Source organism: Streptomyces sp. NPDC001920 (assembly GCF_053594495.1).
In genome coordinates this window covers 89,081-112,199 of the sequence record NZ_JBSFEP010000004.1, presented here as the reverse complement: position 1 = coordinate 112,199, position 23,119 = coordinate 89,081, and the positions used below count along the sequence as shown (strand labels likewise).

The 23,119-nt window shown below is 72.5% G+C and carries 20 protein-coding genes and 1 pseudogene; 6 read left to right on the top strand and 15 right to left on the bottom strand.

From position 1 onward, the window contains the following. Positions 1–23: 23 nt before the first annotated feature. Positions 24–575 carry a hypothetical protein gene (locus tag ACWCPI_RS08020; RefSeq protein WP_451037291.1) on the bottom strand — a complete coding sequence of 184 codons (552 nt, stop codon included), beginning with the start codon at positions 573–575 and terminating at the stop codon, positions 24–26. 324 nt (positions 576–899) lie between these two features. On the opposite strand from ACWCPI_RS08020, the gene ACWCPI_RS08015 reads away from it, so the two are divergent. After that, positions 900–1,334: a protease inhibitor gene (locus tag ACWCPI_RS08015; RefSeq protein ID WP_451037290.1), complete on the top strand. Its 435-nt coding sequence runs from the start codon at positions 900–902 to the stop codon at positions 1,332–1,334. Between the two features lie 245 nt (positions 1,335–1,579). Further along, positions 1,580–2,701, top strand: a complete 1,122-nt coding sequence (locus tag ACWCPI_RS08010) for an amidinotransferase (RefSeq protein ID WP_451037289.1) — start codon at positions 1,580–1,582, stop codon at positions 2,699–2,701. Positions 2,702–2,734: 33 nt separating this feature from the next. Here the strand turns inward: ACWCPI_RS08010 and ACWCPI_RS08005 are convergent, their stop codons facing one another. The 5 genes from ACWCPI_RS08005 to ACWCPI_RS07985 all read right to left on the bottom strand — a co-directional run bounded on the left by ACWCPI_RS08005 (position 2,735) and on the right by ACWCPI_RS07985 (position 6,110). Beyond that, positions 2,735–2,941, bottom strand: a complete 207-nt coding sequence (locus ACWCPI_RS08005; RefSeq protein WP_451037288.1) for a CDGSH iron-sulfur domain-containing protein — start codon at positions 2,939–2,941, stop codon at positions 2,735–2,737. Next, a complete protein-coding gene (locus ACWCPI_RS08000) occupies positions 2,922–3,596 on the bottom strand; it encodes a HemK2/MTQ2 family protein methyltransferase (protein WP_451037287.1) in 675 nt (224 codons plus the stop codon). The genes ACWCPI_RS08005 and ACWCPI_RS08000 overlap by 20 nt, the downstream gene beginning before the upstream one ends. Beyond that, positions 3,597–4,628 carry an iron-containing redox enzyme family protein gene (locus ACWCPI_RS07995; RefSeq protein WP_451037286.1) on the bottom strand — a complete coding sequence of 344 codons (1,032 nt, stop codon included), beginning with the start codon at positions 4,626–4,628 and terminating at the stop codon, positions 3,597–3,599. It lies immediately after the preceding gene. Between the two features lie 235 nt (positions 4,629–4,863). Continuing rightward, a complete protein-coding gene (locus tag ACWCPI_RS07990) occupies positions 4,864–5,061 on the bottom strand; it encodes a hypothetical protein (protein WP_451037285.1) in 198 nt (65 codons plus the stop codon). A gap of 29 nt (positions 5,062–5,090) precedes the next feature. After that, complete coding sequence (locus ACWCPI_RS07985) at positions 5,091–6,110, bottom strand: Ppx/GppA phosphatase family protein (protein WP_451037284.1); 1,020 nt, start codon at positions 6,108–6,110, stop codon at positions 5,091–5,093. Between the two features lie 102 nt (positions 6,111–6,212). On the opposite strand from ACWCPI_RS07985, the gene ACWCPI_RS07980 reads away from it, so the two are divergent. Next, positions 6,213–6,596, top strand: coding sequence for an ArsR/SmtB family transcription factor (locus ACWCPI_RS07980; RefSeq protein WP_451037283.1), 384 nt, complete (start codon positions 6,213–6,215; stop codon positions 6,594–6,596). 6 nt (positions 6,597–6,602) lie between these two features. Beyond that, on the top strand, positions 6,603–7,133 hold the full coding sequence (locus tag ACWCPI_RS07975) for an SRPBCC family protein (RefSeq protein WP_451037282.1): 531 nt from the start codon (positions 6,603–6,605) through the stop codon (positions 7,131–7,133). A gap of 4 nt (positions 7,134–7,137) precedes the next feature. Here the strand turns inward: ACWCPI_RS07975 and ACWCPI_RS07970 are convergent, their stop codons facing one another. The 5 genes from ACWCPI_RS07970 to ACWCPI_RS07950 form a co-directional block, all read right to left on the bottom strand. Next, on the bottom strand, positions 7,138–9,990 hold the full coding sequence (locus tag ACWCPI_RS07970; protein WP_451037281.1) for an NHLP bacteriocin export ABC transporter permease/ATPase subunit: 2,853 nt from the start codon (positions 9,988–9,990) through the stop codon (positions 7,138–7,140). 1 nt (position 9,991) lies between these two features. Then, positions 9,992–12,214 carry an NHLP family bacteriocin export ABC transporter peptidase/permease/ATPase subunit gene (locus ACWCPI_RS07965; protein WP_451037280.1) on the bottom strand — a complete coding sequence of 741 codons (2,223 nt, stop codon included), beginning with the start codon at positions 12,212–12,214 and terminating at the stop codon, positions 9,992–9,994. Continuing rightward, positions 12,211–13,017: an HlyD family efflux transporter periplasmic adaptor subunit gene (locus tag ACWCPI_RS07960; protein WP_451037279.1), complete on the bottom strand. Its 807-nt coding sequence runs from the start codon at positions 13,015–13,017 to the stop codon at positions 12,211–12,213. The genes ACWCPI_RS07965 and ACWCPI_RS07960 overlap by 4 nt, the downstream gene beginning before the upstream one ends. Positions 13,018–13,155: 138 nt before the next feature. Continuing rightward, positions 13,156–13,371 (bottom strand): type A2 lantipeptide, encoded by a 216-nt coding sequence (locus ACWCPI_RS07955; protein ID WP_451037278.1) that lies wholly within the window; start codon positions 13,369–13,371, stop codon positions 13,156–13,158. Between the two features lie 476 nt (positions 13,372–13,847). After that, the gene (locus ACWCPI_RS07950; RefSeq protein ID WP_451037277.1) at positions 13,848–14,261 is read right to left on the bottom strand and encodes a PaaI family thioesterase; all 414 of its coding nucleotides are present in this window, start codon (positions 14,259–14,261) and stop codon (positions 13,848–13,850) included. Positions 14,262–14,447: 186 nt separating this feature from the next. Here ACWCPI_RS07950 and ACWCPI_RS07945 point away from each other — a divergent pair, with 186 nt between their 5' ends. Continuing rightward, a complete protein-coding gene (locus ACWCPI_RS07945; RefSeq protein WP_451037276.1) occupies positions 14,448–15,776 on the top strand; it encodes a S1 family peptidase in 1,329 nt (442 codons plus the stop codon). Between the two features lie 81 nt (positions 15,777–15,857). Here ACWCPI_RS07945 and ACWCPI_RS07940 read toward each other — a convergent pair whose 3' ends face one another. Further along, positions 15,858–18,008, bottom strand: coding sequence for a SpoIIE family protein phosphatase (locus ACWCPI_RS07940; RefSeq protein ID WP_451037275.1), 2,151 nt, complete (start codon positions 18,006–18,008; stop codon positions 15,858–15,860). A 360-nt stretch (positions 18,009–18,368) separates the two neighbouring features. Between ACWCPI_RS07940 and ACWCPI_RS07935 the strand changes: the two genes are divergently transcribed. After that, entirely contained in the window at positions 18,369–18,977 is a 609-nt protein-coding gene (locus ACWCPI_RS07935) for a LuxR C-terminal-related transcriptional regulator (protein WP_451037274.1), read from the top strand. A gap of 279 nt (positions 18,978–19,256) precedes the next feature. Here the strand turns inward: ACWCPI_RS07935 and ACWCPI_RS07930 are convergent. The 3 genes and pseudogenes from ACWCPI_RS07930 to ACWCPI_RS07920 form a co-directional block, all read right to left on the bottom strand. Beyond that, positions 19,257–20,177: pseudogene (locus tag ACWCPI_RS07930) on the bottom strand (ATP-binding cassette domain-containing protein); the annotation flags it as partial. Between the two features lie 989 nt (positions 20,178–21,166). After that, a complete protein-coding gene (locus ACWCPI_RS07925) occupies positions 21,167–22,858 on the bottom strand; it encodes an ABC transporter ATP-binding protein (protein WP_451037273.1) in 1,692 nt (563 codons plus the stop codon). Positions 22,859–22,951: 93 nt separating this feature from the next. Beyond that, positions 22,952–23,068 carry a SapB/AmfS family lanthipeptide gene (locus tag ACWCPI_RS07920; RefSeq protein WP_019759682.1) on the bottom strand — a complete coding sequence of 39 codons (117 nt, stop codon included), beginning with the start codon at positions 23,066–23,068 and terminating at the stop codon, positions 22,952–22,954. Positions 23,069–23,119 lie beyond the last annotated feature (51 nt).

Sequence of the window (23,119 nt, the reverse complement as noted above, 5' to 3'; positions counted from 1 at the left end):
CCGGTAGGTGATGGGCGTCCCCTTCAGTCGCTGTCCGTGGGCGCCTCCTCGGGTTCGGTGTCCGGTCCCTGGGCGCGTACCCGGTGGACGTTCTCCAGGGACTCGCGCAGTTCGGTGAGCCAGTCGTCGGTGTGCCGCTGGACCAGCCGGACGCACCAGGCGAGCGCATCGCTGCGGCTGCGGGCGACCCCGCCGGCGATCAGGGTGTCGAGGACCTGGCGTTCCGGCTGCCGCAGCCGGGTCATGACCGGGGCGGCGACATGGGTGAACAGGGCGCGCTCCCCGCCGCACGCGACGCCCCATGAGACCTTGCGGCCGAATCGGTGCTCCGCCTCGCGGGCCACCTCGATGCGGGTCTGACGGGTGCGCTCCCTGAACTCCTGGATCCGGCCCTGCACGGCCGCCCCCCGCTCGGCGGCCGAGGCGCCCTCGGTCAGGCGGGGTTCGGGGATTCGGCCGATCACGGTGATCTCCTCGCGGTCGACCGTGACGTCGGTCAGTTCCTCGAAGAGGTCCTCGGGCAGGCGGCCGGCGAACCAGCCGCGCAACTTCTCTCGTTGGTCGCTGGTAATCATGTAATGACGATTACTCGTCCCGTCCATGAACACAAGGGGTGTAGGAGGGGTCCACGGAGGGTTCAACCGGAATGTTTCAGGCCTATTAATGAGCGTGCGTAAACCGGCCACTCAAGGGCTTTGAACGATCAAGAGCCGCCAACTTCCGGCATTGGAACGTTCGAAGTCCGTTACTTCACGCCACTGATTCAATACGCAAGGTTACTGAAACCCGTGCTGTCGATGTGAGTTTCGGCGGCGGACTCGGCAGACTCCCGCTCGTCCCTCCGGCACCGATCGCGCCGGAGCCGACACACCCTCGAATCGAGCGGAAGGATGCACACAATGCGGAACACCGCGCGCTGGGCAGCGACCCTCGGCCTCACGGCCACCGCCGTCTGCGGACCCCTCACCGGATCCGCCCTCGCCACCCCCGACGCCGCCCCCGCCTCCCTCTACGCCCCCTCGGCCCTGGTGCTCACCGTGGCCCACGGGGAAGACGCCGCCATGACCACGCCGGTGCGCGCGGTCACACTGAGCTGCGCCCCGACGCCGTCGGGCACCCATCCCGCCCCCGGCGCCGCCTGCGCCGAACTGCGAGGGGTGGGTGGCGACTTCAATGCCCTCAAGAGCAGAGACGGCGTGCTGTGCACCAAGCAGTACGACCCAGTGGTGGTGACGGTCGACGGGGTCTGGCAGGGCCGGCGCGTCTCCTATGAGCGCACCTTCGCCAACGAGTGCGTGAAGGGCTCCTACGCGACGAGCCTCTTCGCGTTCTAAGGACCGGGATCGCTCGGTTCCCGTGCAGACGGCAGTGGTCCGCAGATGGGGAGTGCGGCCTGCCGAGGGAGCCGGCGCGGTCTCGCACCGGGGGTCGGCCGGGCGGAGTGGGGCCGCCCGGCCGACACCTCGGATTTCTTCGTCACCTTGACCGACAGTTCGCGCGCGACCGCACTGAGTGATCACGCGGGGGCGGGGTACACGGAACCGCTGGTTCGTTTCCGTGTACCGAAAGCGGGTGTGAGATGACGGCGACATCGGCCGCCACCGACATTGCTGTGGAATCCCTCGTCTCACCGGTCAACTCGCACAACGAGTGGGACCCGTTGGAGGAGATCCTCGTAGGGCGTCTCGACGGCGCGACGATCCCCTCCCGTCATCCGGTCGTCTCCTGCAACGTCCCGCCCTGGACGGGGCGGATGATGGGCCTGGCCGGCGGCTTCAGGTATCCGCGGGTGCTGGTCGACCGGGCGCAGCACGAACTCGACCGGTTCATCGACCTCCTGCAGACGCTGGGGGTCACGGTCAGGCGCCCGGAGAAGGTCGAGCACAAGCGCCGCTTCGGCACCCCGCACTGGACCTCGCGCGGCTTCTGCAACACCTGTCCGCGCGACAGCATGCTGGTGATCGGCGACGAGATCATCGAGACGCCGATGGCCTGGCCGTGCCGGTACTTCGAGACCCACTCCTACCGGCCCGTCCTGAAGGACTACTTCCGGCGCGGCGCGCGCTGGACGGCGGCGCCCAAGCCGCAGCTCACCGACGAGCTGTTCGAGCGGGGATTCCGCGCACCCCGGCACGGCGAGCCCCCGCGCCACATCCTCACCGAGTTCGAGCCCGTCTTCGACGCGGCGGACTTCGTGCGCGCGGGACGCGATCTGTTCGTGACCCGGAGCAACGTCACCAACCGGATGGGCATCGAGTGGCTGCGCCGTCACCTCGGACCCGGCTACCGCATCCATGAGATCGAGAGCCGCTGCCGTACGCCCATGCACATCGACACGACGTTCGTCCTGCTGGCGCCCGGCAAGGTCCTCGTCAACCCCGAGTACATCGACGTCGACCGGCTGCCCGGGATCCTGCGGTCCTGGGACGTCCTGGTCGCCCCCGAGCCCGACCCGATCGACGACCGGCTGCTCGGCATCACCTCGATGTGCGGCAAGTGGCTCAGCATGAACGTCCTCATGGTCGACGAGAAGCGCGTGATCGCCGAACGTCACCACACCGGGATGCTGCGCCGGCTGGAGCGGTGGGGGTTCGAGCCGATCCCGTGCGACCTGCTGCACTACGCGCCGTTCGGCGGCTCGTTCCACTGCGCGACACTCGACATCCGCCGCCGCGGCACGCTCCAGTCGTACTTCGACTGACCGGTCCGTCCCGCCGGCCCCGCAGCAGGGCTCTCAGCGGGCCCTGCTCCGGTCGCGGTGGCTGGTGTCGCACCACGGGTAGCGGCGGCTGCGCCGGCAGGTGCACAGGGCGACCTGGAAGCGGTCGCAGGAGACGGTCGTGCCGTCCTCCAGCTCCACCTCGACCGGGCCCTCCACCAACAGGGGGCCCTGGCGCTGGACCTTGATCCGGCGCGGTTCCTCAGACCGGGAGTTCGGCACGGACGACCACCAGCTCCTCCCTCGGCTCATGGCCGACCAGCAGGCCGCGCCGGCGCAGCCAGTCCTCCCGGGATCGCAGCACGGGACCGAACGGCACCGTCGTGCGCCGTGTCACGGAGGCCTTGAGCCCCTCACCGCGCAGGTGCGTCAGCGTCCGGTCGGGACAGCTGAGCGCCGAGTGCACCACCAGCAGGACACCGCCGGGGCGCAACATGGCCGGGGCCTCCCGGCAGATCCGGTCCAGCACGAGCCGTCCGTCACGGCCCGCGTCCCACGCCCGTGCCGCACCCTGCGGTGCGCGGCCCGCCTCGGGTGCGGGCACATACGGGGGATTGGCCAGGATGAGGTCGAACGACTGCCCGCGCACCGGTGCGAAGAGGTTGCCGTGTCGGATCCGCACCGGACTGCGGGCGAGCCAGGCGTTCAGCCGGGCCGTGCAGACCGCCCGCCATGACACGTCGACCGCGGTCACCCGCGTACCGCGGCGCGCGGCCTCGATGGCCAGTGCGCCGGAACCGGTTCCCACGTCGAGGACGTCCGCCCCGCCGGGCAAGGGTTCGTCGAGCAGCGCACCGACCAGCAGGTCGGTGTCGTCCTGAGGGGCGTACACGCCCGGAGGCACCAGTGGTTTCACGCCGTCCGAGTACCCCGGCATTCAGGAGATAAGGGAGATTGCAGAACTCTGGGACGTGCGCAGCGACGAACGGCCGGCGCGCCACGCGTCGAGCAGCCGGTCACCGAAGCGGTCCTCCAGATACCCGGTGACGTCCATCCCGAAGGTGACGTCGGAGGCAAGATGTGGTTCCTCGGCGAGCAGGCCGTCGATGACCTCGTGGCGTACGACCTGCTCGTGCACCGCGTCCGCCTCGACATGCTCGTCGTAGAAGTGCTCGGCGGCCGGCCCGGCGCCCGCACGGCGCATCGCCTCGGCCAGTCGCCGGGAGCCGGGCGACGAGGTGATCTCCACCGCCGCGAAATGGCCGACCAGGGCTCCCCGCAGTTCCCGGTGCAGGCCGAGCAGCGACATGAGGTTGACCGTGGCCAGGGCCTCCGCCGTCGCCGCGTCGAGGTAGCGGCCGTAGGTGGTGTCCAGGCCTAGGTCCGTCATCAGTTCGGCGAAGAGATGCGCGTGGACGCGGTCGGGCCGGCCGCCGCCGTACTCGTCGAACTCCACCGCCGCCATGCCGGCCTTGGCCCTGCCCCACAGCCGGGGCAGCACCCAGGCGTGCGGGTCCGCCTCCTTGAGGTGGTACAGGGAGCGCTGGGCGGCGTACTCGCGCAGCTGCCACAACTCGCCCTCGGCGCACAGGTAGTGGCTGACGCCCGCACCGTCGACGGGCTCCACCAGCAGAGCCGCCAGCGCGTCCTCGACGCTGTCGTGGGAGGGCACGTCCGTGCGCAGGGCGGTCAGGAAGCGATGCTCCAGCGCGGCGCGCACCCGCAGGAGGTCCGGATCCCACTCGTGGGAGTCCGGCACGCCGGCGAATCCGCGGTAGTGCAGCTCGTAGCAGAGGTACAGCGCCAGCTGGAGATCGTCGCCGTAGGCGGTCGCACCGGCGATGTCCTCGGGCCGGGGCGGCGGGTCCGTGCCCCGCAGATAGCCCTCGACGGCGGCGGAGACGGGGCCGCGCGCGGACGGCAGCCGGGGGCCTTCGCCGACGGGTGCACTACGGACGTGGTGTGTCATGGCCGCCGAGTACCCGTGGGCTGCCCGACCACCCGTCCGCGAGCAGTCGGCGGCATCGGGTCTCCACGCCGAGTGAGGCCGTCGGGGCGTGGACGGGCCGGGGCCGGGCGTGCACCTGCCGGCACCTGGGACCCGGCCCGGGGAGGCGACTGCCTCGACGACGGGCCGGGGCGGGAAGCGGCCGCGGCGCACAGGGGCGGCCGGGGGCCGGTGGCCTGTGCGGACCGTCGTCAGGTCAGTCGCCCTCCGACTCCTCCTGCGCGCGCGTGTTGGGGGTGATGGCCTCGCCGGCCTCGCCCCTGCGGCGGCGCTGCCCGGTGGTGTCGTGAGTACGGCGCTCGGCGTCGGCGATCTCCGCCATGACCTCCTCGAACGCCGTCTCGGGGTGCTCGTCGGTGTGCTTGTCGCCGGTGTGCTCGTTGTCCTGGGACACGAAGGTCTCCGTCCGTGGTCGGTCGTGTGTCAGCTGGTCGCGGGTGCGCCGGCGATCCGCAGGGGCACCGGCGGCTCGGGGGCGTCGGCTTCCTCCTCGTCGAGGCGGCTGACCTCCGCCCACCAGGACGCGCCGTCCTCGATCTGCCGCAGCATGATCCCCTCGCGGATCGCCCAGGGGCAGATCGTCACCGACCCGAGGGCGGTCAGCTTCATCGCCGTGTGCGCGACCACCGCACCGGCCAGGCTCTGCGCGGCACGTGGCGCGGAGATGCCGGGGAGCAGGGCGCGCTCGGCGGTCGGCAGCGGGGCCAGGCGGTCGATCGCCTCGCTCAGGTCCGAGCGCGTCAGCTCCCGTTCCACGAAAGGCCCGTGCCGCCCCGGCGCGGCTCCGCACAACCGGCCCAGCTGCTGGAACGTACGGGACGTGGCCGCGGCCGTGCGCGGCCCCTCCCAGCGGATCCGGGCCGCCACGTCCCGCAGCTGGTGGCGCACCTTGCGGCGCAGCTCCCGGATGCGTCGCGGGTCCGGCGGGTCCTCGTCGGCGAAGAACTCATGGGTCAGTTTCTGGGCGCCGAGCGGCAGCGACGCGACGAAGTCGGGCAGCCGGCCCCGGCCGAAGGCGACTTCCAGCGAGCCGCCGCCGATGTCCAGCAGGGCGAGCGGCCCGGCCCGCCAGCCCATCCACCGCCGTGCCCCGAGGAAGGTGAGCTCGGCCTCCAGCTCGCCCGGCAGTGTGCACAGGCTCACGCCGGTCCGGGCGCGAACGGTACGCAGCACCTCGTGGCGGTTCGGCGCGTTGCGTACGACGGCCGTCGCGAAGGCCAGGGGAGCGGTGGCGCCCCATCTGGTCGCGGTCCGGCTCGCCGCGCACACCGCGCCGACCAGCCGTTCGACGGCTTCCTCGGAAATGCTGTCCCCCGGCTTGACCTGTTCGGACAGCCGCAGCCGCCACTTCTCCGTATGGACCGGCAGCGGAACCCCGTCCTGCGCGTCGGCCACCACGAGCCGGACCGTGTTCGACCCCACATCCACCACGCTGATTCGCATGGGCGGCGTGTACCCGTTTCGAGGCCGGTGCAACGGGGGCGCACAGGAGCGGGGACTCTACATTCCTTGACGGGAATATAACCGCGTGGGCATATTGGTGCCATGTCCGATGCGTCGCTCTGGAGCGCCCTCGCCGACCCCCACCGGCGGGCCATCGTCGCGCTGCTCCTGGAGCGGCCGCGGGCCGTCGGGGAGATCGTGGAGGCATGCGGGCTGAGCCAGCCGAGCACGTCGAAACACCTGAAGGTGCTGCGGGAGGCGGGACTGGTGCGGGTGCGGCAGGACGCCCAGCGCCGGGTCTACGCCCTGGATGCGGCCCCGATCGCCGCCCTCGACGCCTGGCTCGCCCCGTACCGCAGGCTCTGGAACAGCAGCCTGGACGCCTTGGGCCGCCGCCTCGACGAGACGTCGGACGCCACCTCGGACGACGACACCTCGGACGACACCTCGGACGACACCGACGGGCCAGCCACCACGAAGGACTGATCCACCATGACCGCGGACCTCACCGGCACCTACCTCACCCTGGACGACGGCCGCCCTGCCGTCCGCTTCAGCCGCACCTACGACCACCCCGTCGAGCGCGTCTGGCGGTTCGTGACCGACGCCGGCGAACTCGCCCACTGGTTCCCCTCGCGCGCCGAGATCGAGCTGCGCCCCGGTGGCACCGTCACCTTCAGCGGCGACCCGAACACCGCGGACGCCACCGGCCGGGTCATCGCCGTCGACGAGCCCCGGCACCTGTCCTTCGAGTGGGGCGGCGACGAACTGCACTTCGACCTGGAGCCCGTGGGCGAGGAGCGCACCCGCTTCACGCTCACCAACGTGCTCGTCGCCGAGAACACCGCCGCCCGCAACAGCGCGGGCTGGGAGGTGTGCCTCACCGCCCTGGACGCACACGCGCGCGGGGAGCGCTTCGAAGGGCCGCACGCCGGGGCGGACGCTCCGTGGAAAGACCTCTACGACGGCTACGTGGCCGCGGGGGTGCCCTCCGGAGCCCCCGTGCCGGGCCTGGACGCCTGACCGGTCAGGCCATCTGGCGTCGTACCAGCTCGTGCAGCCGCCCGCCGGTGTCCGCGAGGAGCTGCGCGGGCGGTCCCTGCTGGGCGACCTTTCCGTCCTCCATCACGATCACGCGGTCGGCGTCCAGCACCGTCGACAGCCGGTGCGCGATGACGATGCGGGTGGCGTTGAGGGCCCTGGTCGACTCGATGACCGTGCGCTGGGTCTCGTTGTCGAGGGCGCTGGTGGCCTCGTCGAAGAACAGGATGCGCGGGCGGCGGATCAGCGCCTGCGCGATCATCAGGCGCTGCCGCTGGCCGCCGGAGATCGCGCCGCTGCCCGAGACGATCGTGTGCAGCCCCATCGGCATCCGCCTGATGTCCTCGGCGAGCCCCGCCATCTCGGCCGCCGCCATCGCCTCCTCCGGCGTGTACGGCTCCGTACCGCAGATGACGTCCAGGATCGAGCCGGTGAACGGCTGCGCGTGCTGGAGCACGACCCCGCACTGCCGGCGCACGGCCGACCGGTCGAGCGCGGCGAGGTCCTGGCCGTCGTACAGCACACTGCCCGAGACCGGCTTGTCGAAGCCGATCAGCAGCCTGAGCAGCGTCGACTTGCCGCAGCCGCTGGGGCCGACTATGGCCACGAACTCGCCCGGGCGCACCTCGAAGGACACGTCGTCGAGGACGAGGGGGCCGTCGTCGGAGTAGCGGAACGACAGCCGCCGCGCCTCGATCGACCCGGTCAGCGGGCCCGGCCGGGTGCTGGCCGTGCGCACCTCGGGAGCGGCCTCCAGCACCGGCTTGATCTCCTCGAACAGCGGCAGCGCGGCCACTGCCGAGACGAACGCGCCGGTCAGCTGGGTGACGGAGGTCAGCAGCATCGTCACCGAGGTGTTGAAGGTGAGGAACGCGGCCGCCGACATCGACCCACGCGCGGGCCCCGCCAGCAGCATGAACATCAGCAGGGTGCACACCGGCAGGTACACCGCGCCCAGCACCGCGGTGAGGTTCTTGATCCGTCCCACCTTCTGCTGGAGTTCGCGGCTGTGCGCGAACCGCTCCGCCCAGGCCGCGTAGGCGTAGTTCTCGGCCGCCGCGACGCGCAGCTTCGGCAGTCCGCGCAGCGTCTGGAACGCCTGGTTGTTGAGCTTGTTGTTCAGTACCACCAGCCGCCGCTGCCAGCGCACCTGCCACAGCCCCAGCCCCAGGAACACGCCCGCGATGACGACGAGCATGCCGATCGCCGCCAGCGCCAGCGGCACGCTGTACCAGAACAGCAGTGCCAGGTTCATCGCCCCCACCGTCACCGACTGCGCGACCACGGGCCCGACGCCGGCCATCAGACGGCGGATCGCGCTGATCCCCATGGCCTGGCTCGCCAGCTCGCCGGTCGAGCGCTCGGTGAAGAACTTCGTCGGCAGCCGCAGCAGCCGGTCCCACAGGGCCGGCTGGAGCGTCGCCTCGATCCGACCCTCCAGCCGCAGGATCGTCAGGTTCTGCAGCAGCATGAAGGCCGCCGCCACGACACTGCTGACCATCACGGCCAGACAGAACTGCACGATCAGAGAGGTCTGTGCCTTCGGCACGAACTCACCGAGCACCTTGCCGGTCGCGATGGGCACCAGCGCGCCGATCGCCACCGTCACCAGACCACTCAGCAGGAGGTTGGCGAGGTCACCGCCGGTGCCCCGCATGCTGAACCTCAGCAGCCGCAGCGGGCTCAGCGCGCGGTCCGGGAGCGGACGGTAGAACATCACAGCCCGCGGCTCGAACTCCTGCGCGTTGGCCTTCTCGACCGGTGTCTCCCGGCCGGTCGCCGGATGGACGGCGACATAGCCGCCGCGCCGCCACAGCAGCGCCACCGGCGCACCGGACAGCGCCCGATGCCCGACCAGCGGGCCGATGTTGTCCCGCCACCACCGCCCGTCCAGGCGCACGGCCCTGGTGCGCACCCGTGAGGCGAGGGCGACCCGCTCCACCGGATCGAGCCGGTCGCTCTCGGTGCCGCTCTGCGCGGGCTCGGCCAGCGTGATCCCGGCCGCCTGCGCGACCAGCTTGCAGGCCGCGTAGCCGGCGTCCGCGTCGGCGGCCGTCGTGCGTGTGCCGGGCCGCTTGCCGATGGACGCCAGCAGGGTCCGGTCGGCCTGGGCGCGTACCGCCTCACCGGCCTTGATGCCCTCCGCCGTCCGGGTCTCGTGGGTGCGTTCCAGCTGCTCGATCCAGCGGTCGAGCGTGGTCAGCAGGCGGTACTGCTGGTCCACCATGGACTGCCAGACCGCCGGGTCCATCAGCAGGTCGGCGGCGGCCTCCGCGCCGTACAGCGAGCCGTACTGCACACTGCCCGGCGGCACCTGCATCCAGAAGACGTCGTCGTCGTCCCCCATGCTCGAATACGCTCGCACGGGGGCACCCCCGTCCGCGGCGGCCCGTTCGGTGGCCATCGGCGCCTGGAAGAGGATGGAGAGGCTGCGGCCGACGCCGAGGGCGAGGGCGTACTCCAGAGGGCTCGTCTGCGGCGGGACGTACTGCGGGTTGCCGTAGTCGTCGTAGGACCAGGTCTGGGTGTGCGCGGGCTGGTACAGCTCGCGCAGCCCGATGCGGTGGACGACGCAGTCCCTGAGCGGTCGCGCCACCAGCGTGTGCTGCGGCCCCGCGACCGGGCCGAGCAGCAGCGAGCCCGCCTCCAGGCGGCCCAGGTGGTGCCAGTGGCCCTGCTGCCCGGCGTCGACCGCGAAAAGGTCCACCGCGCCGGACGCCACCAGCCACAGCACCTGCGGGCCTTCGAGGTCCAGGCGGTTGAACCCCGCGCAGTCGATGCGCGTGCCCACCTGGCCGAGCGCGTCGAGAACGAGGTCGCCCTCGTGGACTGACGTCATCTCACCGCTCCTTGACCAGTGCCGCGTACGCGCCGCCCCGCGCCACGAGTTCCTCGTGCCGCCCGCGCTCCACGATCGCGCCGTGCTGCAGTACGACGATCTCGTCGCTGTCGCGCACGGTGCTCAGCCGGTGCGCGATCACCACGCAGGCACAGCCGCGCTTGCGCAGGTTGTCCATCACGACCAGCTCGGTCTCGGCGTCCAGCGCGCTCGTCACCTCGTCCAGCACCAGGATGCTGGGGCGGCGCACCAGGGCCCGCGCGATCTCCAGGCGCTGGCGCTGCCCGCCGGAGAAGTTGCGACCGTCCTGCTCGACCCTGCTGTGGATGCCGCCGGGGCGGCGCATGACGACGTCGTACAGCGCCGCGTCGCGGAGCGCGTCGACCACCGCTTCGTCCGGGATCGACGGGTCCCACAGCGCCACGTTGTCGCGGACGGTGCCCTCGAAGAGGAACACCTCCTGGTCCACGAAGGAGACGGAGGCGGCGAGCGCGCCGCGCGGGATGTCCTCGATGCGCTGGTCGTCGATGCGGATGACGCCCTCCCACGGGGCGTACAGACCCGAGATCAGCCGGGAGACCGTCGACTTGCCGCTGCCCGAGCCGCCGACCAGTGCCACCTGCCGGCCCGGGCCGACGGTCAGGTCGAAACCGGTGAGCAGGGGCTTGTCGAGCGGGCTGTAGCCGAACGTGATGTTCTGCAGCTCGACATGGCCCTGCAGCCGGCGCGTCGAGTCGCCCGCGCCGGGGCGGCCGTACAGCGGGTCCGCCTCGAAGTTCTCCACGTCCTTCAGGCGGGCCACGTCCGCGGCGAAGTCCTGGATGCGGCCCGCGACGCCGTTCAGACGGGTGATCGGGGCGGTGAAGCGGGTGACCAGGGCCTGGAAGGCGACCAGCAGGCCCACGGATATGCCGCCCTCGACCGCCCGCATGCCGCCGATCCAGAGGATGAGCGCGCTGTTCAGCGTGGCGAGCGTCGGCGCGACCACACCCAGCCAGGCGCTCGGGACGCCGAGGCGCTGCTGCTCCTCCAGGGTCGTGGCGTGCTGCCCGGCCCACTTGCGGAAGTAGCCGTCCTCGCCGCCGGTCGCCTTCATCGTCTCGATCAACTGCAGGCCCGTGTAGGCGGTGTTGGTCAGCCGGGCGTTGTCCGCGCGCAGCTTGGCGGTACGGGTGGCGCGCAGCCGGATGACCACCCGCATCGCGACGACGTTCAGCAGGGCGACGCCGATGCCGACGAAGGTGAGCTGGGGGTCGTAGGTGTAGAGGAGGAGCGCGTACAGGACGACGACGACGGCGTCCACGCCCGCCGCCGCGAGGTCACGGGCCAGCGTCTCGGCCACCGCGTCGTTCGACTGGAGGCGCTGCACCAGGTCGGCCGGGCTGCGCTGGGAGAAGAACGTCACCGGCAGCCGCAGCAGATGCCGCAGGAAGCGGGCGCTGGACAGGGTGGAGGAGATGATGCGGCCGCGCAGCAGGTTCGCCTGCTGCAGCCAGGTCAGCACCAGGGTGAGCGCGACACAGGACCCCATCGAGGCGAACAGCACGCCCAGCAGGGAGGTCTGGCCGCCGATGAGGAACATGTCGATGTAGGTGCGGCTCAGCGCGGGCACCGCCGCACCGACCAGCACGAGGAGGAGGCTGGCCAGCACGGCGGCGGGCATCGTGCCCGCGGTGCCGCGCAGCCGGGCCGGCATCGCGCCCAGAATCCCGGGCCGGCGACCGCCCTTGCTGAAGCCCTCGCCGGGCTCCATCACCAGCACGACCCCGGTGAAGCTGCCGTCGAAGTCCTCCATGGGCACGAAGCGGCGGCCCTTGGCGGGGTCGTTGACGTACACGCCCCGGCGGCCGAAGCGACGCCCCATGCCGTCGTAGACGACGTAGTGGTTGAACTCCCAGAACAGCACGGCCGGCGTCTTCACCTCGGCGAGGGCGGCCGTGTCCATCTGCATGCCCTTGGCGGTCAGGCCGTAAGAGCGGGCCGCCTTCAGCAGGTTGCTGGCGCGTGAGCCGTCGCGCGAGACACCGCACGCGATGCGCAGCTCCTCCAGCGGGACGTGACGGCCGTAGTGGCCCAGCACCATCGCGAGGGAGGCGGCCCCGCACTCCACGGCCTCCATCTGCAGGACGGTGGGTGTGCGCACCGTCTTGGTCCTGCCCTTGGGGACCGGGCGCTTGGGCGGGGCGGCGCGGCGCCTGCCGCGGGTCTCCTGTGCGGTGCTCACGGCAGCAGCCAATCGACGGGACGCTGGTCGGCCAGCCGGATCGAGGCGTCGGCCGTGGTCATGGAGGTGAGGGCGAACGGCGGCCCGTCCGCGGACGACCACGCGTAGCCGCTCTTCGTGCCGGACTCGCGGTCCAGCTGCACCCGTACGGCCACGGGCCTGCCCTCCTTGGTGAACTGCTCGCCGAGCTGGCTGTCACCGAGGAACGCGGCGATCTGCTGTGCCGACTGCGCGGAGCGGTCCACGGACTTCACGTGGCCGCGCAGGACGCCGTACTCCTGGGTGGGTACGGAGGAGACGGTGAGGTCCACGGCGGCCTCGTCCGGGATGGAGGCCGCGTTCTGCGCGGGGACGTACACCGTGGCGTACAGCGGGTCCTCGGCGTGCGCGACCTTCTCGACGGCGGCGACGTCCGCGCCGGTGGAGATGATCTGCCCGATGGTGGCGGCGAGCGCGGTGACCCGGCCCGCGGCGACCGTACGGACGACCGTCTCGCCCTTGGCGGTACGGACCTTCACGACGGGGGAGTTCGCGGGGAGCCACCTGCCCTGCTCGGCGAGGACCGCGGTGACCTGGCCGGCAACCGGGCTCTGCAGGATGTGACTGCCCTGGCCGTGGGTGAGGATCGCGGGCGCGCCGACGGTGGAGGCGACCGAGCCGGTCATGGCCCACACGGACGCCGCGGCCATCACGACCACCGTCACGCAGAGGACCAGCCAGCCCTGGGGACGGGCGAAGCGCACCGGAAGGTCGAGCTCCTCCGGCGACTGGAGCTTGGCGAGGGCCTGTTGGCGGAACTGCACGGAACTTCCCTCACCTGAGGATGAGTGGGGACCGGCGCGCGGCCGGTCGTGTCGCGGGGCGGTGCCGTTCGGTTCGTGGCACCCGAAGAGCCCCGGAGCCGGGGAAAGGCTCCGGGACTCAAAGGTTCGAAGGCGCGATCAGAGACCGGCGACCAGGCCCGAGACCGGGGCGGTGTTCAGGCCGGTGACACCCTCCACGGTACCGACGGCCGTGTCGACCAGGCCGGAGACCGGGGCGATGCCGTTGACAGCGTCGAGGGCACCGTTCACGGCGTTGACCTGCAGGCCGCCGGAGACGTTGTCGAGCTCGGCGTCGGAGATCTCGACGGTCTCAACCTGGGGGGTGGAGTTCATGATGGAACATCCCTTCCTAATGGATATCTCACAAGGGGGAGCGGCCCCCTCTGGGGACAGATGACGGCCGCGACCGCGGGCACCCGGCGCCCGTTTCCGAAAAGCCGTTCGTGGCCCCGCGATGCGATGGATCAAAGCACGCTGCGGGCGCGGGCTTCCAATCAACCCATGCCCTCACCTGGGCACTTGGGTCCGCGAACGCCGTCATCCGTGCAGATGCGGTCACGTCGTGTCGGTCACTTCTTCACATGCGTCACAGCATCGGCGCCGACGCGCTGTTGCATCCGGGCGGGGAACTTCGGGGCTCGCGGCGGCGAATTGGACACTCCCCCCTCAAGGGGGTGACCGCCGGTAGCTCCCTTGTGCAGAACCCCGGCCCGCCGTGACTTCGTTGAGCATTGAATGTGCAGATTCCCTGAAGCCAGGATTCCGCTCGGTGTTCACGACGGACCGTCACCGGTCGATGGCGGAACGTGTCAGCCCAGAAGGGCGTACACCGTGCTCGCCCGCGCCGCGATCTCCCCCGACCCCTCGTCGGTCAGCGTGATGTCGGCGAACGCCATCCGGCGGCCCAGTTTGGTGACGACCGCTTCGATCAGGACATCCGAACCGGTCACCGCGCGCTGGAACGACGTCGACTGCTGCACCGTCGTCATCGGTCCGTACGCCCCCCGCGCCGCCGACACGGCGATCACGGTCGCGGTGTCGGCGGCGGCCATCAGCGCCTGCCCCGACAGCGCACCGCCCTCCCGGGCCAGCGCATCCGACCAGGGCAGTCGCAGGATCGCGCGATGATCTTCGACGGCCTGTACGGACAGACCGAGGGCGAGCACCCAGGGGGCGAAGTTGGCGGAGAGGATCTTGTCGGCTTCGGCGGTGGTCATCGTCATATGGGGGATTGTTCCCGCCGCCGGGCCCTGCGGTGCGGTCCTTGGCCGATTAGGTGTGCCGAGTGGGGCGCGTGCAAAAGCAATTGAACGCCTCGTGCGACCCGTGCGTACCAACTGCCAACCAGGCGCCCCGAACAGCTGCCGAACAAGGCGGCACTGACCCCGTCCCCCAGGAGGTCGAGAAGTTTGAGTCACAAGCGAATTCCGAAGCGCAAGGCCGCGATAGCCGCGGGCAGCGTGGTGGCGCTCGGAGCGGCCGCGATCCTGCTGCCGAACGCCAACGCGTCGCAGGACGGCACGTCGGCCGACGCCGCCGCTCCCAAGACCCTGAAGGCGGCGGACGCCTCGGATCTGGCCTCGCAGCTCGCGGGCATGCTGGGCGACGCCTTCGCCGGGTCGTACTACGACGCCGAGAGCCGGCAGCTCGTCGTCAACGTCGTCCCCGGCGACAACAACAACGTCATCGTGCAGGCGAAGAAGGCGGGCGCCAAGGTCCGTGAGGTCGACAACAGCCTGGCCGAACTCGACGCCGGTGCGAAGACCCTGAAGTCCGAGGCGACCATCCCCGGCACCGCGTGGGCCGTCGACCCCAGAACGAACAAGATCCTCGTCACCGCCGACTCCACGGTCACCGGCGACAACTGGGACCAGCTGGAGTCGACCGTCGAGAGCCTCGGCTCGGACATGGCGACCATCAAGAAGTCGGCCGGCACCTTCAAGACGTTCCTCTCCGGCGGTGACGCCATCTTCGCCGGCGGCTCCCGCTGCTCGGCCGGCTTCAACGTCACCGCGGGCGACGGCTCTCCCGCCTTCCTGACCGCCGGTCACTGCACGCTCGGCGGCAACGAGTGGTCCGACACCCAGGGCGGCCAGCCGATCGCCACCGTCGACCAGTCGACCTTCCCCGGCGCCGGCGACTTCGCGCTCGTGAAGTACGACGACCCGGCGACGCAGGCGCCGAGCGAGGTCAACGTCGGTGACCAGACCGTCCCGATCAGTCAGGCCGCGGACGCCGCGGTCGGCCTCCAGGTCTTCCGGATGGGCAGCACCACCGGTCTGAACGACGGTCAGGTCACGGGCCTCGACGCCACCGTCAACTACCCGGAGGGCACGGTCACCGGGCTCATCCAGACCAACGTCTGCGCCGAGCCCGGGGACAGCGGCGGCTCCCTGTTCACCCAGGACGGGCTGGCGATCGGCCTGACGTCCGGCGGCAGCGGTGACTGCACGGTCGGCGGCGAGACCTTCTTCCAGCCGGTGACCACCGCCCTGGAGGCGGTCGGCGCGACCCTCGGCGGTGGTGGCGCCGCGGGCGGCGGCGCGGGCGCGGGTGACGACGCCGGTGCGGGCGAAGAGGCCGGCGCGGGCGAGGAAGCCGGTGCCGGTGAGGAAGCCGGTGCCGGTGAAGAGGCCGGTGCCGGTGAACAAGCCGGTGAGGGGGTCGGCAACGGGAACGCCGACGGCACGGGCAATGGCCTCGGCGAGATCATCGGCAACGGCGTCGGCGTGAACTGACACACCGGCACCGCCGAGAGCACACACGCGGTCCGGCCCTCCGGCGGGAGGGCCGGACCGCTTCGTGCCCGGGCGGGACCCTCATCCCCGCGCCCGCAGCAACAGCAGCGCCACGTCGTCGACCCGTTCCCGCGTCGAGGCGCTGTGCCGGACGAGGAGGTCGGCCAACTCGTCCAGGGGACGTTCACCGGCCTCGCTGAGGACCTGGCCGAGGTCGGCGAGGGCGTCCTCGATGTCGACACCGGGGGATTCGATCAGGCCGTCGGTGTAGAGGACGAGCACACAGCCCGGCGTGAGATCGACCTCCGTCGTCGGATAGGTGGGTGAGCCGTCGATGCCCAGCAGCGGGCCGCCCGCGAGGTCCAGTACCCGCACCCGCCCGTCCGGCCGTCGCAGCAGCGGCGGCGGATGCCCGGCACGTGCCATCACCGCCTTCCCGTGCTCGGGGTCGAGGCGCAGGTACAGACAGCTGGCGAACAGATCCGCGCCGAGGTCGAGCAGCAGCCGGTTGGTGCTGCGCATGACGTCCTCGGGCGCCTGCCCGACGGTGGTGTACGCCCGCACGGCGGTGCGGAGCTGGCCCATCAGACCGGCCGCGGTGACGTTGTGCCCCTGCACGTCCCCGATCACCGCCGCCGTCAGCCCCCGCTCGGTCGGCACCAGGTCGTAGAAGTCGCCGCCGATCTCCATGCCCTGCGTGGCGGGCAGGTAGCGCGCGGCCGCGTCGATGCCGGGCAGCGGCGGCAACGAGTGCGGGAGCAGGGCGGCCTGCAGCCCGTGCGCCAGCTGGTGCTTGGCGTCGTAGAGCTGGGCGCGTTCCAGCGCCTGTGCGATGAGCCCGCCCAGACTGGTCAGGACCGCCCGTTCGTCCGCCGGGAACGCGTGCCGCTCGGCGTAGGCCAGCACACAGGTGCCGACCGGCCGGCCGGAGGCGATCAGCGGCAGATACGCCCAGGCCGCGAAGCCGTCGGGGGTCGCGTGCCGCGCCGGATACAGCCGCTCCAGCTCCTGCCGGGAGTCGAAGAACGCGGGTACGCCGGTGGTGAGGGCATGGGTGCCCGGGGTCTGCTCGGTCAGCGGCATGCCGTCGAACTGCTCCACGACCTGCGGATCCTGATAGCCGCGGTGCCCGAGCACATGCAGTCGGCCGGACCGTGAACCCAGCACGACCAGGGCCTGGCTGCCGACGGCCGGCACGATCTCGTCCGCGACCAGCTGCACCACGTCCTGGACGCCGGCGGCCTCGGTGAGCGCCCCGGCCAGGCTCAGCACCTGGGAGATGGTCACCAGCCGGGCCGGCGCGTCACCGGGCGGAGGCCCGCCACGGGCCATCTCGGCCACCGCGCGGGCCCTGCTGATCCGGACGCTCAGCCCGGTCGTGCTCGGATACATACGGAACGACAGCCAGTCGCCGGGCGGGCGAAGCGCCACGAACGATGTGGTCTGCTGGCTCATCAGCGCCGCCCGGTAGCGGTCCTCGTACACGGGATCGTTGAGCCAGGGCACCGCTGCCCACAGCTGGTTGCCGAGCAGCCGGTTGGCCGGAACGCCGATCAGCTCGGCCGCCGCCGCATTGGCGAAGCTGACCCGGCCGTGCAGATCCAGCGAGCACAACCCGTACGGCAGCCGCGACACCATCCGTGCCGCCTCCACCGTGCCGAGGGTGCCGGCCGCGCCGCTGAACGCCGGTCCGGCGATCAGATCGGGCTCGGGCAGCGGCGGACGGCTGTCCTCCCTGGCCCGCTCCAGCCGCACCGCGAGCCGTCGGCAGGCAGCCGCCAGATGGTCCTGGTCCCGCTCCGACAGCTCCGGGGGATGCGAGCCGGGCCACGTCACGAAGATCGCTCCGTAGGCGGTGGTGTCGGTGGCCACGGGCAGCGCGGCCAGCGCGAACGAGTAGGGCAGGACGACGGCGATCCGCGGATAGCGGGCGGCCATGTCGTCCTCGCCCCGCACCCAGACGAGCCGTCGCTCCCGCACCGCCTCGGCCACGGGGATCGGCGCGCTCAGCCCGACCCGCTCCCATGGCGCCGAGAACGCCCGGGGCAGGCCCGCCACCACCGCCATCTCCAGTACCGGCTCATCGGCGGCCAGCAGATACACGGCACCGGAGTGCGCGTGCACCTCGTCCATCATCGACGCCAGCGCCAGTGACAGCAGCGGCCGGCCGACCCGCGTCCGCGCGGCCGTCTGCGCCTGGGCGGACGTCTGCCCCTCGGACACGCCGACCACCTCCTCGCCACTGGGCGCGTCCCGCGGACCCGGGCCGCCGGCAACGCACCGGAACCGGGCCCCAGGGCTCAAATCTCCCCCTTCACGGCCCTTCGCGCACGGCGAGCGCACAGGGCCTCACAGGCGGCGGGATCATGCACGGCGCACGCGTACCCGCGGCCGGGGGAGGCGGCGCATACCCCTTAGGGCCCGGACCATGCCCCCGGACCTGAAGCGCGGGGCCGCGTACGGGCGCCATGTGTGCGCCCCCGCGCACCCTGATGGCCGGTTCTTCGCGCCCGCAGTTGGTGCGGGACGCGAACAATAGGGCACGCGTTTCTCACCACGGAACCGGTGCAGGGCGAGCTGAAGGGGCGGGTAGTGATCCGGGTGCTTCTGGTGCATGACGCGTGTCTGGTCAGATCGGTGCTGGCGGACTGGTTACGCAGACAACCGGGCCTTGAGGTGCACGACGCCTCGTGGCGCAGCGCGCCGGTCCGTCTGCGGGCCGTGCGGCCGACGGTCTGCGCGGCGGATCTGGACTGCTCGGACGCGTACGGCATCCCGCCGCTGGGCGACCTCTGCACACGCGAGGCGGGCCGGCCGGCGCCGCGGCTGCTGGTGCTCGCCGGCTCCCACAGACCGGGTCTGCTGAAGCGGGCCGCCGAGGCGGGGGCGCTCGGATACGTGGACAAGGAGGGCTCGCCCGAGAACCTGGTCCGCGGGATCCGGCGGGTGGCCGAAGGGAAACGTTTTGTCGATGACTCGCTGGGCTTCGGGTTCCTCAAGGCCGCCGAGATGCCCCTGACCCGGCGGGAACTGAGCGTGTTATCCCTCGCCGCCGAGGGAGCCTCGGTGGCGGAGATCGCGGGAAGCCTGCATCTGTCCCACGGGACCGTGCGCAACTACATGGCCGCCATCACCCGCAAGACCGGGGCCCGCAACCGCATCGACGCGATCCGGATCTCGCAGGGCGAGGGCTGGCTGTGACGGCATGTGCGTCCAGCCGCCCACGAGCTCGCGGTACGCGGCCGAGCGGCTCAGCAGCTCCTCATGGGTGCCGTACGCCGTACGGGGCCCGTCCATGACCAGTACCCGGTCGGCGCGCCGGGCCGAGCTGATCCGGTGCGCGACCACGACCAGGGTGCCGCCCGGCCGTTCCGCGAACGCCCGTTCCGCACGCTCCTCGGCCCGCGCGTCCAGATGGCAGGTCGCCTCGTCGAGCAGGGCGAGCGGCGCGGGTGAGAGATAGGCACGGGTCAGGGCGACGAGCTGCCGCTCACCGGCGGAGAGCGCCGCCGGATCCACCATCGCCCCGGGCCCGCCGAGCGACCGCAGCAGCGGCAGCAGCCCGACGGCCTCCGCCGCGGCGAGCAGCTCCGCCTCGGGTACGGGGTCCGGCCGAAGATGCCCCAGGTTCTCGGCGAGCGTGCCGGTGAACACGTACGCCTCCTGCGGGATGAGCACCCGCAGCGCGGCGGCCCGCGGCCCGGGCACCGGATGCCCGCCGAGCCGGACCTCCCCCCGGCCCGGCTCCAGCAGGCCGGCGACCAGCGCGGTGAGCGTGGACTTCCCGATGCCGCTCGCACCCACGACGGCCAGGTGGGCGCCCGCCGGCAGGGCGAGGTCCAGGTCGTCGATGACGGGGGCGGCGGTGGGGCCGTAGGCGAAGCTGACGGACGTGAGGGAGAGCAGGGGAGGGGTGGGCTCGTCGGCGGGGGGCGGGGAGGCGGCCGGTTCGCCGGCCGGGGTGAGGCAAGGCACGGGTTCGCCGTCCGGGCGGGGCAGGCGTGCCCTGGTCTCGTCGCAGGGGCGGGCGTGGGACTCCGACTCGGGGGCGACCCCGGGCCCCGTGGAACGCTCGGACGGGGTCCGCCCGGTCCTTGAGACGGGTTCGCGGGCCGGTCCTTCGGCCGCACCGAGTGCTTCGTGGGCGCGTCGCCCGGCCTCGGCAGGGCGTTGGACGGGTGGCCGCTCGGCTGCCGGGGGAGCTGCATGGGTGAGGCGCCCGGTCCCGGCGGTCGCGGGTTCGCAGGCCGGCCGTCCCTTTCCGGCGGTCGCGGGTTCGCAGGCCGGCCGTCCCTTTCCGGCGGGGGCCCCGCCGACAGCGCGCCCATCTCCGGCGTCGGCCCCGCCGCCGGTGTGCCCCGCCCCGTCCTCAGGTGCGTCGGCATGGCGCCCCGGCCCCATGTCGGGTCCGTCGGTGGGGCGCCTCGCCCCTCCCTGGGGTCCGTCGGTGAGGCGTCCCGCCCCGGCCTCGGGCTCACGGGTCAGCCTCCGTAGGACGACGACCAGCCGTGAGCCGCTCGTGCCGAGGCCGTGGACCAGGTTGTGCAGGGCCGGCAGCAGCGACTGGGTGACGTAGGCGAGGGCGCCGACCAGGGCGCCGGCGGTGACGCCGTGGGCGAGGAGCCAGGGCGCGCAGAGCAGGAGCAGCACGATCGGGAGCTGACCGCCCAGGGCGAGGGAGGCCACCCGCAGGACACCCCAGCGGGCCAGGGAGCAGGCGGCCCGCCGCTCGGCGTCGATCCGGCGCCGGGTGACGGCGGCGACCCGCTCCTGCGCGCCGGCCGCCGTGATGTCCCGCAGTCCGGGGCAGACGGTGGCCAGCCCGTCGGCCAGCGCCTCGTCGGCGACGAGGAACGCCTCCTGACGCCGGGCGAGCGGCCGCAACGTCGCCGCGAACAGGCCCAGGCCCGCGGCCAGCGGCGGCCCGACGACCAGCAGGAGCAGCGGGTCGAGCGACACCAGCCCCACCAGGGCGCCGGCCGAGGTGAACAGGAACGAACGCGACACCATCACCAGCCCGGCGAAGGTGTCCCGGGCGATCTCGACCTGCTGGGTCAGCCCGGACAGCGACCCGGCGTCCGCCTCCCGCACCCCGCGCACGACGACCCTCGCGACCAGCCGGTCCCGCAGTGGTTCGGCCAGCGCGGCGACCGCACCGTAGACCCGCGCCGTGCCGTACGCCCCGAGGAGCACACCGAGTCCGGCCACCCCGAGCCAGACGAGTCCGGTCGTGGGCCGCCCGGCCAGGAAACCCTCGTCCAGGGCCCGGGCGAGCGCGTACCCCGTGAGGAAGGTCTGCCCGGTCTCCAGCACGGACCAGCCCGTCAGCCGCACCAGGACCCGCCACCGTTCCCGCAGGAAGCGCAGGCCGCGCCGGTACACGCCCTCGGTCATGACGGCTCACCGTCCGCGAACACCGCCCGGTACTCGGGGATGCGCCACAGCCGCTCGTGCGGCCCCACCGCCCGCACCCTGCCTCCCTCCAGCCAGGCCACCGCGTCCGCGCGTGCGGCGGTCGCGGCGCGGTGGGCGATCAGGAGCCGGGTACCGCCGTGCGGACCGGGGTTCGCCAGGGCCGCGGTGATGCGGGCCTCGGTCACCGTGTCGAGGCTGGAGAGCGCGTCGTCGAGGATCAGCAGCCGCCCGCCGTGCGCGAACGCCCGCGCGAGGCCGAGGCGTTGGGACTCCCCGCCGGAACGCGGGGCATCGGCCACGGCGGTGGCGTACCCGTGGGGGAGGCGGCGTACGAAGTCGTCCGCGTGGGCGGCGCGGGCCGCCTCACGGACCCGTTCGGGGACGGGGGACGGCAGGGCGAGGCCGATCTCCTCCTCGATCGTGCCGCCCAGCAGCGCGGGGCGTTCGAAGGCGTACCCGACGGCGCGGCGCAGCGCGTCGTGAGTGAGGTCGCGCAACGGCACCCCGTCGAGCAGCACCTCGCCCGCGTCCGGGTCGGCCAGACGTCCGGCGATCGCGGCGAGCAGGGACTTGCCCGAGCCGGACGGGCCCACGACGGCCACTGTCGTCCCGCCGGGCACCACGAGGTCGACCCCGTCGAGCACGGCACGGTCCCCGCGTACGGCCCGTACCCCGCGCAGCTCCAGCCGGCCGGGCCCGGAGGGCAGGTCACGCTCGCCGTAGCCGGGCGCCGGCTCCGTGAGCACCTCGTCCAGGCGCCCCGTCGCGGCGCGGGCCCGGGCCAGACCGGCGAGCTGTCCGACCAGGACACCGATTCCGGTGGCGAGGACCGCGTACCGGGAGGCCGCGAGCACCTCGCCGACCGTCAGCCGGTGCCGGGCGAGCAGGACACCGGCCACCGCGACGACCCCGAGCTGGAGCAGCGGGGCCACGGCGACCGACCGGCCCGCGGCCAGCCCCTGCACCCGCCACATGCGGTGCCCGGCCCGGGACAGCTCAGGCAGGGGCCGCAGGATCCGTGCCGTCTCCCGCTCGGCCGTACCCGCCGCCTCGATGGTGCGGTGCCCGCGGACGGCTTCGGCAAGGGCCCGCGCGATCCGTCCCTGGGCCTGCTGGTAGCGCGTCACGCACTCCCTGGTGTCGCGGGCGAACGCGCGCAGCAGCAGCGCCAGTACGGGCGCCCCGGCCAGCAGCACGGCCGCGAGCCACGGGTCGATCGACGCGAGGGCCACCATGCCGCCGACGGGACCGGCCAGCGCGGCGAGCAGCGCGGCGCGGGCGGTCGGTGCCGTGCCGGCCTGGGCGGCGTTGCCCACGAGGCGGGCGACGAGGTCACCGGGCCCGAAGCGGGTGGCGGCACGCGGGCCGACGGCCAGCACGTGCCCGGTCAGACGCCGGCGCAGCCAGGCGGTGGTACGGGCGTCGACGGAACCGGTCAGCACCGTCTCGATCGCGTCCAGCAGGGCGAGCAGCAGGACGATCGCGGCGCAGTACAGCACCCAGCGGGTCGCCGGGGCCCGCGCCAGCAGCAGATCAAGGGTGTGGCCCAGCGCGGCGGGCAGCAGCAGACCCGCACCGGTCGCGGCCGTGCTCATCAGGCACAGGGCCAGGATGCGGGCGGGGGCCGGACCGAGCGGCCCGGTGAGTGACCTGACGGCTTGTGTCATGCGGCGGCGGCCTCACCCTCGACGCGTGCGGGCCCCGGGCGGCCGCTCCCACGTGGGAAGCGGACCGCCCGGAGCCATGGGCACCGGTGCTCGTCAGAGACAGAGCGTGAGGCTCGCCGCGCTGACGCAGGACAGCAGGCTGAGCGTGCTGGCGCCGCCGCCTCCGGTGTGCTCGTCGGACTCCATCGCCTGCAGGTCGAGAAGTGCCATGTCGTTACTTCCTTCCATATCGGTGTCGTCCACCCGTGGGGACGGGGTTGT